The sequence below is a fragment of the Desertivirga xinjiangensis genome (assembly GCF_024436435.1).
In the GTDB taxonomy this organism is placed as follows: domain Bacteria; phylum Bacteroidota; class Bacteroidia; order Sphingobacteriales; family Sphingobacteriaceae; genus Desertivirga; species Desertivirga xinjiangensis.
Map to the genome: position 1 here is coordinate 136,538 of NZ_JAFMZP010000010.1, position 12,539 is coordinate 149,076.

Annotated in this window: 19 protein-coding genes; 4 read left to right on the forward strand and 15 right to left on the reverse strand. The window is 41.6% G+C overall.

Going from position 1 to position 12,539, the window contains the following annotated elements:
• Positions 1-4: 4 nt before the first annotated feature.
• From terL to J3P37_RS19980, 4 genes are read right to left on the reverse strand one after another with little or no spacing between them, the layout of a single operon-like run.
• Positions 5-1,465 (reverse strand): phage terminase large subunit, encoded by a 1,461-nt coding sequence (gene terL, locus J3P37_RS19965; protein WP_256013136.1) that lies wholly within the window; start codon positions 1,463-1,465, stop codon positions 5-7.
• Positions 1,465-1,965: a transposase gene (locus J3P37_RS19970; RefSeq protein WP_256013138.1), complete on the reverse strand. Its 501-nt coding sequence runs from the start codon at positions 1,963-1,965 to the stop codon at positions 1,465-1,467. The genes terL and J3P37_RS19970 overlap by 1 nt, the downstream gene beginning before the upstream one ends.
• A 1-nt stretch (position 1,966) precedes the next feature.
• A complete protein-coding gene (locus J3P37_RS19975; protein ID WP_256013140.1) occupies positions 1,967-2,626 on the reverse strand; it encodes a hypothetical protein in 660 nt (219 codons plus the stop codon).
• A 1-nt stretch (position 2,627) separates the two neighbouring features.
• A complete protein-coding gene (locus tag J3P37_RS19980) occupies positions 2,628-2,825 on the reverse strand; it encodes a hypothetical protein (protein WP_256013143.1) in 198 nt (65 codons plus the stop codon).
• A gap of 57 nt (positions 2,826-2,882) precedes the next feature.
• Between J3P37_RS19980 and J3P37_RS19985 the strand changes: the two genes are divergently transcribed.
• Together J3P37_RS19985 and J3P37_RS19990 are read left to right on the forward strand one after the other, a co-directional pair.
• Positions 2,883-3,140, forward strand: a complete 258-nt coding sequence (locus J3P37_RS19985) for a hypothetical protein (RefSeq protein ID WP_256013145.1) — start codon at positions 2,883-2,885, stop codon at positions 3,138-3,140.
• 6 nt (positions 3,141-3,146) lie between these two features.
• Positions 3,147-3,407 carry a hypothetical protein gene (locus J3P37_RS19990; RefSeq protein ID WP_256013147.1) on the forward strand — a complete coding sequence of 87 codons (261 nt, stop codon included), beginning with the start codon at positions 3,147-3,149 and terminating at the stop codon, positions 3,405-3,407.
• A 3-nt stretch (positions 3,408-3,410) separates the two neighbouring features.
• Here J3P37_RS19990 and J3P37_RS19995 read toward each other — a convergent pair whose 3' ends face one another.
• The 4 genes from J3P37_RS19995 to J3P37_RS20010 form a co-directional block, all read right to left on the reverse strand.
• The gene (locus tag J3P37_RS19995) at positions 3,411-3,599 is read right to left on the reverse strand and encodes a hypothetical protein (RefSeq protein ID WP_256013149.1); all 189 of its coding nucleotides are present in this window, start codon (positions 3,597-3,599) and stop codon (positions 3,411-3,413) included.
• A gap of 27 nt (positions 3,600-3,626) precedes the next feature.
• On the reverse strand, positions 3,627-4,358 hold the full coding sequence (locus J3P37_RS20000; protein ID WP_256013151.1) for a hypothetical protein: 732 nt from the start codon (positions 4,356-4,358) through the stop codon (positions 3,627-3,629).
• A 7-nt stretch (positions 4,359-4,365) separates the two neighbouring features.
• Positions 4,366-4,806 carry a hypothetical protein gene (locus J3P37_RS20005; RefSeq protein WP_256013153.1) on the reverse strand — a complete coding sequence of 147 codons (441 nt, stop codon included), beginning with the start codon at positions 4,804-4,806 and terminating at the stop codon, positions 4,366-4,368.
• Positions 4,807-4,879: 73 nt separating this feature from the next.
• A complete protein-coding gene (locus tag J3P37_RS20010; protein ID WP_256013155.1) occupies positions 4,880-5,428 on the reverse strand; it encodes a hypothetical protein in 549 nt (182 codons plus the stop codon).
• Between the two features lie 27 nt (positions 5,429-5,455).
• On the opposite strand from J3P37_RS20010, the gene J3P37_RS20015 reads away from it, so the two are divergent.
• Positions 5,456-5,659 (forward strand): hypothetical protein, encoded by a 204-nt coding sequence (locus J3P37_RS20015; RefSeq protein ID WP_256013157.1) that lies wholly within the window; start codon positions 5,456-5,458, stop codon positions 5,657-5,659.
• A gap of 181 nt (positions 5,660-5,840) precedes the next feature.
• The gene (locus J3P37_RS20020; RefSeq protein WP_256013159.1) at positions 5,841-6,494 is read left to right on the forward strand and encodes a hypothetical protein; all 654 of its coding nucleotides are present in this window, start codon (positions 5,841-5,843) and stop codon (positions 6,492-6,494) included.
• Here J3P37_RS20020 and J3P37_RS20025 read toward each other — a convergent pair.
• The 7 genes from J3P37_RS20025 to J3P37_RS20055 form a co-directional block, all read right to left on the reverse strand.
• Entirely contained in the window at positions 6,491-7,366 is an 876-nt protein-coding gene (locus tag J3P37_RS20025; protein WP_256013162.1) for a hypothetical protein, read from the reverse strand. The genes J3P37_RS20020 and J3P37_RS20025 overlap by 4 nt on opposite strands.
• Positions 7,353-8,333 carry a DUF4373 domain-containing protein gene (locus J3P37_RS20030; RefSeq protein ID WP_256013164.1) on the reverse strand — a complete coding sequence of 327 codons (981 nt, stop codon included), beginning with the start codon at positions 8,331-8,333 and terminating at the stop codon, positions 7,353-7,355. Before J3P37_RS20030 ends, J3P37_RS20025 begins: the two co-directional genes overlap by 14 nt.
• Before the next feature lie 128 nt (positions 8,334-8,461).
• Entirely contained in the window at positions 8,462-8,806 is a 345-nt protein-coding gene (locus J3P37_RS20035; RefSeq protein ID WP_256013166.1) for a hypothetical protein, read from the reverse strand.
• Entirely contained in the window at positions 8,799-8,972 is a 174-nt protein-coding gene (locus J3P37_RS20040; protein WP_256013168.1) for a hypothetical protein, read from the reverse strand. Before J3P37_RS20040 ends, J3P37_RS20035 begins: the two co-directional genes overlap by 8 nt.
• On the reverse strand, positions 8,972-10,174 hold the full coding sequence (locus J3P37_RS20045) for a phosphoadenosine phosphosulfate reductase domain-containing protein (RefSeq protein ID WP_256013170.1): 1,203 nt from the start codon (positions 10,172-10,174) through the stop codon (positions 8,972-8,974). The genes J3P37_RS20040 and J3P37_RS20045 overlap by 1 nt, the downstream gene beginning before the upstream one ends.
• Before the next feature lie 167 nt (positions 10,175-10,341).
• The gene (locus tag J3P37_RS20050) at positions 10,342-12,318 is read right to left on the reverse strand and encodes a DNA cytosine methyltransferase (RefSeq protein WP_256013171.1); all 1,977 of its coding nucleotides are present in this window, start codon (positions 12,316-12,318) and stop codon (positions 10,342-10,344) included.
• Positions 12,308-12,538 carry a hypothetical protein gene (locus J3P37_RS20055; RefSeq protein ID WP_256013172.1) on the reverse strand — a complete coding sequence of 77 codons (231 nt, stop codon included), beginning with the start codon at positions 12,536-12,538 and terminating at the stop codon, positions 12,308-12,310. Before J3P37_RS20055 ends, J3P37_RS20050 begins: the two co-directional genes overlap by 11 nt.
• Position 12,539 lies beyond the last annotated feature (1 nt).

Here is a 12,539-nt window from a genome sequence, read left to right on the forward strand (position 1 = left end):
TTATCTAATAGAAGCCGAGGCTTTCTTTTGTTATCGCTGCACTGACCGCTACCATCGGCACCTTTCCGAAGTTTTCAGCCATACCGGTTAACACGTCGGCGGCATCATCATGCTCGTTCCCTCCCTGGGCCATGTGCTGTGTAACATGTTTATGGAATAGAGGCCAGCGTTTATCCCACCCTTCCGGCATAATTATCAAATTAGTAACCTCTGATGAGTGGGTATATATCCTAACTTCTTTGTTCAAAGTCTGTGTAAACCAATCCACGACAGTCTTTTTATTGCCCAGAAGCCTCATTTCCCGATCGACATTCCTTGCGAATCCTCGACCTCCGTTATTGCTCTCAAATTTAGAATATTCTGTCTTAGTTTTTGTCAGCTGAACGGCTACTGCAGGTTCTGTGTCCTCCATCGGATCTTGAGTGTAGATTACATCGGTAACATACATTGCAAACTCATTCTCATGGTATGTAATTGAGCATAAATAGTCGGCGCCCGTATCCGCAGTGTCAATGTATGCTTTTTTAAGCTGCTTGGTAGATGCAGGAATCGTCTTGTATTCCTTGAATGGCGAATAAAGGAGCCCGACCTTGGATTTAGGATCCTGCTGATAAAGACAGTCAAAAACATGCTCATTACGAGATCGGATTTTGTTAAGCTTTTCAAGGTTATGTTTCTCCGGATATAGAGCTTCGCCTTCTTTCCGGGGGTCATATTCATTCGGAGGGCCTATTTTAATAGCTGGGTAAATAACCACTTCCCAATCTTCGCCGTCTGTTTCGAGCAAATGGCCAGCAAGATCATCTGGATGCCAGCGAGTAAAAACAAGCAGCTGTTGTGAATCATTATGCAGTCGAGTTTCAGCCACGGTATCATACCAATCCTGAACGTTTTCCCTGATCGTCGGAGACCAGGCTGACATAGCATCCTTGTACAGGTCGTCCATGACCAATATATCGACGGTTTCCCCGGTTAATGGCCCCCCAACGCCCACAGAGCGAAGGCCACCGAGATGACCAACCATTTCGAATTCGTCATTGGTACGAGCATAACCTTCGGATCCGGTTGAAAGCCGAGAATTAGGAAAGAGTTCTTTATATTTCGGATCATCTATGATCCTCTGAATCTCTCTATTGAATTTACGGGCCTTGGTTGAGTTGTAGCAAACAACAGCTATCTTTTTATCCGGATTCTGCCCCAGGATAAAGGCAGGGGTTCTACGTGTTGAACCTTCAGATTTTCCATGCTGCGGAGGCATGAACACCATCAGCTTCTTTATTTTGCCGGTTATGAAGTCATTGAGTTTACTGTAGTATGATTCATGCATCCAGGTAGCATTGAACCTTCCGGGATACGTGTACTTAGTGAAATTAAAAACATGAGTAGTTGCTTTGCGCCTATCAAGCTCCTGCTGAATAGATAGCAATTCAATTAACTCCTGTTTACTCAATGGGTTATTGTGCATTATTTAAATCGTTCCGACAGTTCTTTTGCTCGCTTCAATAGTTCCTCTTCTGATAATGCTTGCAGTCCCTTATTAAGACTTTCTCCTTTGGTGGTTACGTCCATCTCCTGTTTATGCTTCCAGTTATCAGGATCCCGATTTGTTAAAGCAAAGATAACAGCGGTAGCATTCGGCATTACCTTTTTCTTTACCCTCTTTTGGTGTTTGACAATAGGCTTTCCGTCGGGATCTGTAACGTATTCAGTCGTTACCTCCTCATATTCATGAACATCAAGGAGTTTTGCAAGTCCTGACCTGGCCATAATTGCATAATTCTCCAATCGATCATCTTCCAAGCCTTTTAAACGGTCGGAAAAGTCTGCATTATTCTTTTTCCACTCAAAAAAAGTGTCCTTGCTAATACCCGCCATTTTGCAGATATCCTTAATCGAATGCTCTCCTTTAGCGTACAGCTCGCAGATAACATCAACCAACTTCTTACTGTACTTCGTTTTTGCCATATTATTTTGCTTTTACCGTGGCTGACGGATACTTCGCATCCATCAGCTCTTTAATTTCAGCCAAAGCCTCATTATACTCGCTTAGGCTGCTGAATTCAATTACCAACTTAACAACATGCTCTTTAACCTTACCCAGTTCCTCTTCAGGTGCCTCATCATCGAAAACAGGCAACTCGAATCCCCAGTCCTTTAATTCAACATCATCCCATTCATTAGCCAGGACATCAAAATCATCTGATCCGAAAGCGATATTATCCTTTATGGTGTATTCCCGGAGCTTTTCTATCGGTGTATCTTTAGGCAATACCTTACATGGAACCGCCTTTGATTCTCTCAAATCAGAGATAGCCTTAAACCACTCGTTAAAGTTAGCATCATTTTGCTTTTGTTCAATGAACTGGTTTAATTCCTCTTCCGGCATGCCGATGACATAAATCGAGGCCCGGAGTCTCATATTACCCGCTATGGCAACATAGGCATTAGCATACGGTGTCACCAGAAGCTCTCTCAAGGCGAGCATCTCAGGAGCATCGATAATAGATTTAACCAGCTTTTCAAAGCGCTCATCCTTGATGAAACGCGGATTCTTTGGCAAACCGGATATCTGACCTTCATTGGGCCAGATATCAACGGTTTTAATAAGCTTTAATTCTACTTCCATCTTAGTGCCCGTGAAACTTTAATACGTCATCTACCGCGGCCCTCAAATCATGAGCTAAATTATCATCAGCGGAAATATTAATACTTAATGTGGTCAGCGCCGTACTGCTGTAAACAGACGTTCTGATCTCATTCTGTTTACCGATTTCGCTTTGCAGTTCCCGATCTGCAGGGAACTTGGTTTTGTTCTTCTTTGCCATGTTGAAACTATTTTTATGTTAAAATACTAATTTATTTAGTAATTTCGTTTTGTGAATATGAAAGTGATTAGAGATAAAGAAGGATTTGATAGAGTACTGGCGTATTGGAAAAATAGAGGCGCTAACATGTTTAAAATTGATAAAGTCGGAGATCGTTTGGTTTTGGTGCTTATCAAACAATCGGCCTCCTCTTACTTTTACCGGAACACCTGGAAAAGCAGGATCGAAGATTACCCAATGCGTACTCTGGAGGTGTCGCCTGATCTTCCCTTGCCTAAGGACTATTTTAAAGGGATTCATACGATTGCAGCTTAAACTCATATGCCTAAGAAGTACCGGTTTCGAAAGATGTTTTTTGTTTGCGAGGATAAGAAAGTAATATCCCCCGATACCCATATGACCTCCGCATACCAATTTAAAAGCACAGCTGACCAGGTTTGTAGTGACCGGACTAAGCGCACTACTCATTTTGAGTGGGAAGATAAAACTAAGCCAGTTAGAGTTAGTACTGTTGAGGGATTTTACCTGGTGCATGAGTCTTTTTATGATGAGGTGCTGAAAAAGTATGTAGAGGGTGATTAGCCCTCATACCGATAGCAGCTCGGATAAATCATAACATTCTATATCCATTTTTTTGAGCGCCTTGATCCCCTGAGTGGCGATAACGAATTTGCCAATTGCCAATTCCCTGCTGAAGGCATCGATTTGGCGGACTACATTCGACATTGAAATGCTTCGAGTTTCTTCGTCAATTACTTCACTGTCGATTTGCATTTGAATTACTATAAACTTAGGCATATGTTATTTCTTAGTGATAGTGTAACCTTCCCAGTCAAGGAACATTAGTAATGAAGCAGCCATTTTAAAATCCTGGCCCTGTTCATCGCACCACGATTTGAATTTTTCAACTAGCTCTTGTCTGCTTTGCTTTTCTCCTTCCTCTGTATTGGAGGGGGAAGCTTTGAGCCTTTCTATTTGAGCCTTTAAGGAATCAATCTTGTCGGTTATGGCTTCAAAAATGCTTTGGCAAGGTTTTCCAACTTTGTTTTTATCGTCAAATACATAATCTCTGATCTTAGCAGTCTCCGATCGGTAGAATGTGAGTTTCTTTTGCCAAGTTCGCCGAGCGGATTCATGCTTTTCATAAGCATCCAGATCAAAAGCTGTGAACTTAAAGTATGGCTCTTCACTTTCCTTAAAATCTCCTGTCAACGAGAAGTGAGTAGCATTCGGCCATCCGCCCTTAAGGAGTTTGTTCACTCCGATACCACAATGGTTAGATAACAGGAATTTATAACCCGTACTTGTTGTGACCTCCACGGCTGGAATTAAGGCGAAGTATTTACCGTTTATAGCGTGGGATTTACGATCTTCATAAGACCCGTCCAGTTTCTCCTCATTATGACACTCGAAATTATACCAGAATAAAGGTTTTTCTGGATTCTCTTCCTGATAAGCATAGCCGAAACGTACACTTACCGGTTCACCCTGCCATTGGTAGTTGGCTTTCTCTTTCATTTGTGGTTTTTCCATGATTTTGTTATTTAAAAAATTGATTTTCGTTTTTGATATGCTCGTAGATTTCATTTACCTTTTCGCGGAACTCAGAATACACTTTGAACGCCACAATCCCGCGGCTTATGCTCTGAGATATACTTGCCGGCTTCCAACTTAATTCGCTGGCCACCTTCTGAACTATCCCGTTTAGGGTTCGTTTTTTATCAAGGCCCATAATCTTTTCCGGGTGATAGAACATCAATAGAACGGCACATAGCACGTCCCTATCTTCCGTGTCGGCAAATACTCCCCCGTTGCCCGTGTGCAGACTATAACTTTTAATGATTCTGTTTATTTCCTCAGGATCAGTAAGCCTGTCAGACGGTAAAACATCTTTAAGTTTTAGATTTATGCACTGAGCCACATCTGGATAATCTTTATTCAGAATGGTGATCATAATTTCTGCTGGATATTGATTTACCATATTTTACTTACTCACCGATTTGGAAAACCTTACACAATATTACAAAATATTTTATATTCATTTTAGTATATATTTAAATTCTATCTTCGATCGTTGCTTTGATCAAGAGCAGGGTTTCCTTGGTCCTCATTTGTTCAGGAGTCCGTGAGATAATAACCCAACCATTTGAAGCAGCGAGTGCGACCTTGTCCATGTCCCTCTGAATCCCGGCACCGGAGGAATGCCCAGACTTTACCTTCGCCCAGATTCCGCCGTTCTGCTCAATGCCTATTTTCAGGACCTTTCCATCTTTGGATAGTGGTAGCGCATAGTCGAGACGGTATTGCCTTTCGGTGCTGAAATAAAACTCCGGCCATGCATCAATGCCGAACTCAAGTTTGATTAGCATCATGAACGGATCCTGGTATTTATCCTTGTTTTTCAAGTTTCGGTGATCATCAATCCAACCCGACCTAATTTTGGCTGTTTTAAGCGATTGTTTATCTTTTCTGGCCTTACTACTCGTCTGAGACAAAAATAATTCAGCCTCTGGCGAATTAGGGGGATAATAAGTATCGCTTATGAGTACCCACCCTCTCTCAACGACTGATTTTATAAGTGCGGCTGATTCTTTGGGTTTCATTTAGTATTTTCGGAAAATTTTTTAATTATGAGATATTTTTTAATTTCAGTTGGCGGCAGTGCCACATCCGATGGTCAGTGGCAATTAAATTCATTCCTACACCAAAACCCCGCTTTTCCTCAAAAGAAGTGGATAATTGAAGAGTGTCAGAAAAACTTTGACTATGAAAGTGCTGTTGTTATATCTGTTTGTGAATTCTCCGAACAGGATTTCAATACATACAGATCATAATCATGGGAACTTATGTTCCCTTCACTTTCCTCAAAAGCCTACCTATCACTACCGTCACCCTACCAGACTCAATAAACTGAACCAAAAAATTACCATTCCTTCCCCTAATGCATTTTCCGTTTGATTTTCTCACGGCAATGCAGACTTTCTTTTTTAGTTCTGGATCAGTTAGCTTATCACCATGATAAATGTATTTTTGAGCTTCCATATCGCAATTTATATGTTTCTTTTTGACGTTAATAATTTTGGCCCTTTTAATTCTGATGTTTGGGGCTCCGTTTCTGACTGGTTAATGCTCGGCGCAACTGTGCTTACTGCTATATATCTAATCAGGACTTTCAAGTCTCAAGAAGACGTTCAAAGACAGCAGCAAACAATCACAAACATTGAGATAAATAGACACAGGCTTGAAATATTGCCAAGATTCGAAGTTGATTTGAAAAACTTTAGCGATGCCGACAACCCGATAGAAGAGGATGGTGATATGCTGATGATTCATATCGATTTAATTTTTGATGTTGTGGATCCTAACATTGCGTATAATGTTGAGTTCCGATTCGAAAGATTAGAAGAATCATGGAAGTTTTTAGGTCGACCTGAGTTCAAATACCCAGAAGTAAAACCTTCCGACCACCCTTCCTTCACCCTTGAATATAGGGACAAAATCAAGCCTAATGAAATTTTCAGATTTAACACATATTTTGACATAATAATTGAATATTATGATTTTATTGGCAATAAATACAAACAAAAAATTACTTACACTTCATACGAAACGGACCACGGCGTTAAGGCTGATTTTCCTGTATTAATTGCAAGAGCTATGGCTGATTAGAAATCTCGAGCCAAAGCATCCTCAATCTCCATTTCCATCTCGATCAAGTTGTCAAACCAGTGCAGCAATCCCAGGTACTTTGCATAATTTGTTACCGATGGATGATCAACTCCAAGGGACATCAGTTCTTCGGTTTTAATGCGAAAAATTTCATTCTCCCACTTGGAAATAGCGGTGACCGGACTGCTTTTTGCCCTCAAGATGTCGAATGCCTTTTGCTTGAGCTGCAGCCTGATCTCATCGGTTAGACTTATATACCGCTCCCTGTATAGTTCAAAGAAGTAAAACGCCCCCTCATTTTCATTTATCTGGCCTTTTGCCTTATGAGCAGAAAAAAGCTGATTTAACCTGACAAAAAATCTTTTTGAGTATTCTTCCGCAGTAGGTTCTCTTTTCACATATTGTTGCTCATGTGCTTTTTTAAGCAGCAAACCGTAATGTTCCTTCGCATCTTCAACTTCCTTTGATGCCAGGTATCCTTTGATCCATCTGGAGAATGAAGCAGCTGTAATGCCGTGGTTTTCGCCATAGTCGCCACGAGCCCCGTTTGTGATAATTATTTTCAGCTCCGTTAATGTCAGGTTTCGATGCCTATCGATCAGCTCAGCGTAGCATTGAGCACTTAAAATCTGAATGTGGAGAACAGATCTGTCCAGACCATCTCTGGTCTCTCCCTCCGGAAGTTTATACCCTCCAATGTCAAAAGCGACAAGGAAACTATCTTCGAGGATGTTTTTGGCATTCTTAGCCGAAGATTCAGAAACCCTCACATCTGTGAAAGCTGCTATCAGCTTCTTCTCCTCTCCGGTTATACTTTCCGGAATGACTATTTCCGGTCGCTTATAGATTTGTAAATTTTTATTGGTTTCCATGTAGTTCTTCTTGTTGACGTGCTAGTTGTAGTTTCTCATATGTGCTTAGGATCTTTTCCGAACGGCCCGGGCCGCCACTATTCTTTTCTTGCTGAGCTGCTTGCTTTATTTTTTCCTGAGTGAGCTTTTCGCCCCAGTTGGCATCATCCCAATGACCGTCAGAGAATTGGTTTTCCTGTTTTCCGAAATACGAAAAGAAGTTGTGTTTTTGTTCCCCGGATAAATCCTTATATTCCTTGTAAGAATTAAATTGATTTTCGAAATACTCGAGCCGGCCGGAATTTTTTTGAACATAAACAAAAGCCATTATGATCCGGAGTTTGTCTATGTTGGCTATCTCATTGAAGCCAAAATATTTCAAAATATCTTTTTCAAAATTCAGGTCCTGAACCTCCGCGGAAAAATCCTCACACGCGTCATTTACTTTACTTTCCTTTACTTTACTTTCCTTTACTTTACTTTGCGGATTTTGCTGCGGATATTCTGAATTGTTCCGCGGAAGATTATCGTTTGTTCCGGGGAATATACCCGGAAGAATCAAAATGTTCACATCTGAAGGCAAAATTTTGATCAAAAGATAGTCTTCTTCCATCTCAATAGAAGTTCCTTTTCTCCGTCTTTCCCTCGTGGCATCGAGGTAAGTCTCCTGCATTCCATCACTGGTAAGGATATGATGTTTGTCAAACATCTCTTTGTCAAAAAGGTCCCTCCTGATACAGGCCTGAATCACCTTCTTTACCAGATCAAGATCCTTCTTACATGTCTCAGTTGCAAACAGCTCCACCTCATCCTCATCATTTAGATCAAAATAGTACCCTTTCGTCGCATATGCCGTCGATAAAATACATTTCCATATCCAATATCCATCCGAGTTGAATTCGTTAAACAGGAGCTTTATTTTCCTATTCTGGATATGTTCGCACTTGGTGTAGTAATAGGAAATGCCAGGTTCTGCTTTCCTTCCCATATTTCTATTTATAAAATAACCTTAAAAACAAATTAAAACGATTCCATTATCATGCAGACGGCACAATTCGGAGATTATCAGGGTGTATTTATGATTGAATTAAGAGTCACTAAAGTAAAAAGTTAACTTCATATTTCAAGAGTTATTTTATGATCGTTAATCCCCAGCTTGCGACAAAGGCTTTCAACAGTGACCCGGGCACATTGTAGCATCTTCCCCATTTGATAAGTACTCATTCTTGAATGATTCTGGATGATGAACAGTATCTCTGCTTCATTGAATTCTCGCTCATATTTTAGCGAGTATCGTTTCAAAACCTGCTCATACTTCACCTTATCAATTTCTAATACACATATCCCCTTGTGAAGCAGCCTTATTCTTGCCGACTCTACATCATTGTGATTGAAAAAATCAAGAGACTCTACCATCACGATATCTGCCAGGGTTTGTGCATCTCCTGCCTCTTCAATCATCCTTTTTACCGCCCGATGTGCTGGTGATGCGTTTTCCATCTTTGTTCGTGTTGATCGTTGCTAACTCTTTTATGATTGTTCTGACAAGAGTTTTTACCTCATCCTTATGAAACCAGGCGGAATGACCGCGCTTAGCTTCCGCTTCTATAAATTCATCTATATTCATCAGTTACCAAATTGAATAAGCGGCTGAATTGATCCATCTGGGTATACAGTGTCCATCGGAGTGTCCGCCGTCGGTTCATCTCCTGTCCACTTGTTGGGCCATAAGTTTTCAGCCCAGCATTTACGGATGAACGCCTGTTCTTCTTCGTTAAGAAGAGATATCATAGGCATACCTTCAATAATCGCCCGCTCGTTTATCTCATTTTGTATTTTAATTATCTCGTTGAACGCCCATTCCCTGGCGCCCATAGTTAGGGGTCCCATTCTCTGTTTGTTTCTTTCGTTAGAGTTCTCAAGACCAGTTTTCCTGAGACGGTTTTGTGCTTTCCTTAATTCCCTAAATACCGGCCTTAAACGCTTTATTGGTGCTAGGTACTGCCATTTTGGTTTCTTTAAGATATTATCAATTGCAGTATCTTTATCGGTAAGAGGACAACCAGAACATCCGGTTCTTGCATTTATCTCTTCTGCTTCATCACCACCGTAAACTTCTGCAATTAGCTCGGTCGAGAAATCTCCAAATTCTGTAAGCGGCGCCCAGTGTTTCAACCATTCCCAGACATGACAGACCCGCCAATGCAGGATTGGAGCTAAGGTGTCACAAAGAGATTTAGGTAAGGTTTCTTGAAACCATCCTTGACCACACTCTGCACCGTTTTTTCCGCAACTCATTACAATTCGCTTGTCACGAATAGCTGATTCGCCTTGCCGTACACCAGTAAGCATCAATACCTTTTCGCCAAGGTCTCCTACCAGTTTTTCAAGAGCCTTTTCCATAGGCTCAATCTTGATCCGAGACGTACACCACCTGAATGTTGCATTATTTGGAGGTGGCACCCCTCTGCCGAGCATATACGTCAAAAACCTGTTTTCCAGCGAAGCCATTACCACTTGCACCTCAAAACCATGATCAGCAAGCTCCTCCATGATCGTCTGGGCCGCTACATACAATGGCAGCATTTCGAGACGGGTATCTGCATACATTATGTATATCTTTTTGGGGGCCTTAATTTTTTTAGAAATAATCAGATATACAACTAATGTTGCCAGGGTAGTACTATCTTTACCGCCACTCCAGGCAATGCACCAATAATTATAGCCGGGGCCGTAAGCGTCGATCGATTGTATTGTCAAATCAATGCTCTCATTCATTTGAAGGCGTTTTGTTCCTTCAAACAGATTTGTTTGAACAGCTTTCTTCATGTTCTATTTCTGATTTTAAAATCATTATTACCTTTTGGATTTTTTCCCTCTTTTTAAGATTGAGCCTTACCCTGCAGTGATCAGGAAATACTGACGAGCAGTTTTTTAGAAATTCTCCTGACCGCCCGGTATAGGATCCGGAGACCACCTTTACTCGATCTCCTGAATTAAAGACTGTCATGATGCACCCTCCTTGAATCTTTTAATTTACCTCCAAGAGCCTCACACCAGCTTTTAACAACATGGGGCACGACTGAATTACCAATGAACTTCTTGGCGTCGCCCTGATTTCCCTCATACTTGTAATCCTTTGGAAAACCTTGAATCGGCAATAACTCAGACACCTTCAGCATTCGCATTTTGATATCAGCGATGCCATAAAGCAGCATGAACTCAATGATCTTTACTCTGATCGACTTTTCGATGGTTGGGCCGTATTCAGTTTCAATCTCAAACCACTCATCAAGCAAAGCCAGATCGATCTTAGTGAAGAAATTATCAAAGCCAAACTCGACAAGTCCAGGGATAGCTTGAGCAAGATAAAGCGGCGCCTTGTCTTGTCTTGCAACGATCACCGGGCACGGAGATTCAGTTGAAGTGCTATGCCCCCCATGCGACGGGTTAACGATGTAATGATGTCTACGGCTGGCTAATAGTGTCGGAGCAGGCTCATCTACTGAACGTCCTTCGTTTCCGTAACTGGTGTTCATGATAAAAGGCTTAGTTTGTACAAGCTGAAAGTGATTGTTGGTCATTACAGCGCCTGCAGGTTGCTCGACGGATTGATGATTATGCTTTCCTGAATATGTTTTATCAATCCAAACTGGCTGAACCTTCGTTAGCCGGTCTTTAGTTGTCAGAGTTCCAGCAGGTTCATTAATAGAAGATATATTATCTCCGTTTCCATAGTACTTCGCTATGAATGCAGGATTAACCACAAACTTAGGTTGCACTAACGTCTGGTTACCAACTGTCGTTATTGTTCCAGCTGGACCATCAACCGGTATGCATTTCCCTTCAGGTCGGCCGCTGAAATACTTCGTGATGAAAGACGCGTTAATAATGGAATGATGATCTTTGCAAAGAATTGCGTCAGCAGGCGACTCTATAGATTTTATTTGACCATTAGGGTCCCCGCTGTAGTATTTCGCAATAAAACATGCGCCGATTCTGTTTTGAGTTGAAACAACTGGGCAAGGATCTTCTAATGATGGTGCATAATACCTCCCATTTGCGCTCATGCTATTCCATTTCACCAAAAATGCATCTTTACCACCTGCTACGTATTTTACTAATCCTGCATATATCCGCTCCAGAGTCTTATCTGAAAGTGGCTTTTTGCGAGTAAATATGCTTTGACCCTCATCGTCAAAATCAAGAACATCCTTAACAGCTTTCCACTTTTTCAATCCGCCTCCGAACAAATCTGCTTTTTCAGGCTTCTTTGAATGAGTCGGTTCGGGCCATATGATAGGTAAGCCAGGTTTAGCAAAGCATCCGAATAGCCTGTTACGGGAAGTGTAAGCCCCAAAATCAGCGCTGTTCATCTCCCGCCATTCATTGCGATATCCCAGTGAATCAATATATGCACACCACCGAAGCCAGTCGGCACCGGAACGTTTAGAGACAGGTTTTCCGTTTTCGTCCAATGGCCCCCAGCTCATAAACTCGACTACATTTTCAATCATGATGTAATCCGGATTGAGTGCCAAAATGTACCGATCTAAATGATCTGCCAAAGTTCGACTGTCTGCATCACGCGGCTGGCCTCCTTTTGCTTTACTGAAGTTGGTACATTCCAGAGAAGCCCAAAGGATAATCTTTGCGTTAGGATAAAGCAGGCGGTACTTAATCAGCAGTTCGACTATCGGATGGAGCTCTACCGTCCTGATATCCTCCTCAAAATGTACTACCTCGGGATGATTAAGCCAATGCGATTTGATGGCTTTTGGATCATGGTTGATACATGCGATAACCAAAGCGCATTTTTTGCCTTTTAGCATTGCCTGGTCAAATCCGGTAGTAGTTCCTCCGAATCCGCAGAACAGGTCGATGATCACAAATTCTATCTCTTCGGGATTAGCTACAACCTTGGGATTAAAGCCCCCACCTTCGGAATACAGGAAGTTTTGTTTATTTATCATCCTGATACCCCCTTTCTAGCCAATACTCCTTAAACCTTTTCCCGTTACGCTTTACCCATCGATCACTTATATCAAGATCCTTCCTTAAGATCGCTACGTAGTGCCTTAATTCTATAGTCCCGACAGATCGTAACACGTCCAGTACAGTAAGAATTGAACCGCTTTCAAAAAGCTCCCTGATTGCCTTTAAATTGGCCTCTCCGTTCTTTTGTGATATCATA

Excerpts from the sequence above, each read along its gene's own strand:
- terL (WP_256013136.1), bottom strand. The coding sequence starts at position 1,465 with ATGCACAATAACCCATTGAGTAAACAGGAGTTAATTGAATTGCTATCT.
- J3P37_RS19970 (WP_256013138.1), bottom strand. The coding sequence starts at position 1,965 with ATGGCAAAAACGAAGTACAGTAAGAAGTTGGTTGATGTTATCTGCGAG.
- J3P37_RS19975 (WP_256013140.1), bottom strand. The coding sequence starts at position 2,626 with ATGGAAGTAGAATTAAAGCTTATTAAAACCGTTGATATCTGGCCCAAT.
- J3P37_RS19980 (WP_256013143.1), bottom strand. The coding sequence starts at position 2,825 with ATGGCAAAGAAGAACAAAACCAAGTTCCCTGCAGATCGGGAACTGCAA.
- J3P37_RS19985 (WP_256013145.1), top strand. The coding sequence starts at position 2,883 with ATGAAAGTGATTAGAGATAAAGAAGGATTTGATAGAGTACTGGCGTAT.
- J3P37_RS19990 (WP_256013147.1), top strand. The coding sequence starts at position 3,147 with ATGCCTAAGAAGTACCGGTTTCGAAAGATGTTTTTTGTTTGCGAGGAT.
- J3P37_RS19995 (WP_256013149.1), bottom strand. The coding sequence starts at position 3,599 with ATGCAAATCGACAGTGAAGTAATTGACGAAGAAACTCGAAGCATTTCA.
- J3P37_RS20000 (WP_256013151.1), bottom strand. The coding sequence starts at position 4,358 with ATGGAAAAACCACAAATGAAAGAGAAAGCCAACTACCAATGGCAGGGT.
- J3P37_RS20005 (WP_256013153.1), bottom strand. The coding sequence starts at position 4,806 with ATGGTAAATCAATATCCAGCAGAAATTATGATCACCATTCTGAATAAA.
- J3P37_RS20010 (WP_256013155.1), bottom strand. The coding sequence starts at position 5,428 with ATGAAACCCAAAGAATCAGCCGCACTTATAAAATCAGTCGTTGAGAGA.
- J3P37_RS20015 (WP_256013157.1), top strand. The coding sequence starts at position 5,456 with ATGAGATATTTTTTAATTTCAGTTGGCGGCAGTGCCACATCCGATGGT.
- J3P37_RS20020 (WP_256013159.1), top strand. The coding sequence starts at position 5,841 with ATGATAAATGTATTTTTGAGCTTCCATATCGCAATTTATATGTTTCTT.
- J3P37_RS20025 (WP_256013162.1), bottom strand. The coding sequence starts at position 7,366 with ATGGAAACCAATAAAAATTTACAAATCTATAAGCGACCGGAAATAGTC.
- J3P37_RS20030 (WP_256013164.1), bottom strand. The coding sequence starts at position 8,333 with ATGGGAAGGAAAGCAGAACCTGGCATTTCCTATTACTACACCAAGTGC.
- J3P37_RS20035 (WP_256013166.1), bottom strand. The coding sequence starts at position 8,806 with ATGATTGAAGAGGCAGGAGATGCACAAACCCTGGCAGATATCGTGATG.
- J3P37_RS20040 (WP_256013168.1), bottom strand. The coding sequence starts at position 8,972 with ATGAATATAGATGAATTTATAGAAGCGGAAGCTAAGCGCGGTCATTCC.
- J3P37_RS20045 (WP_256013170.1), bottom strand. The coding sequence starts at position 10,174 with ATGAAGAAAGCTGTTCAAACAAATCTGTTTGAAGGAACAAAACGCCTT.
- J3P37_RS20050 (WP_256013171.1), bottom strand. The coding sequence starts at position 12,318 with ATGATAAATAAACAAAACTTCCTGTATTCCGAAGGTGGGGGCTTTAAT.
- J3P37_RS20055 (WP_256013172.1), bottom strand. The coding sequence starts at position 12,538 with ATGATATCACAAAAGAACGGAGAGGCCAATTTAAAGGCAATCAGGGAG.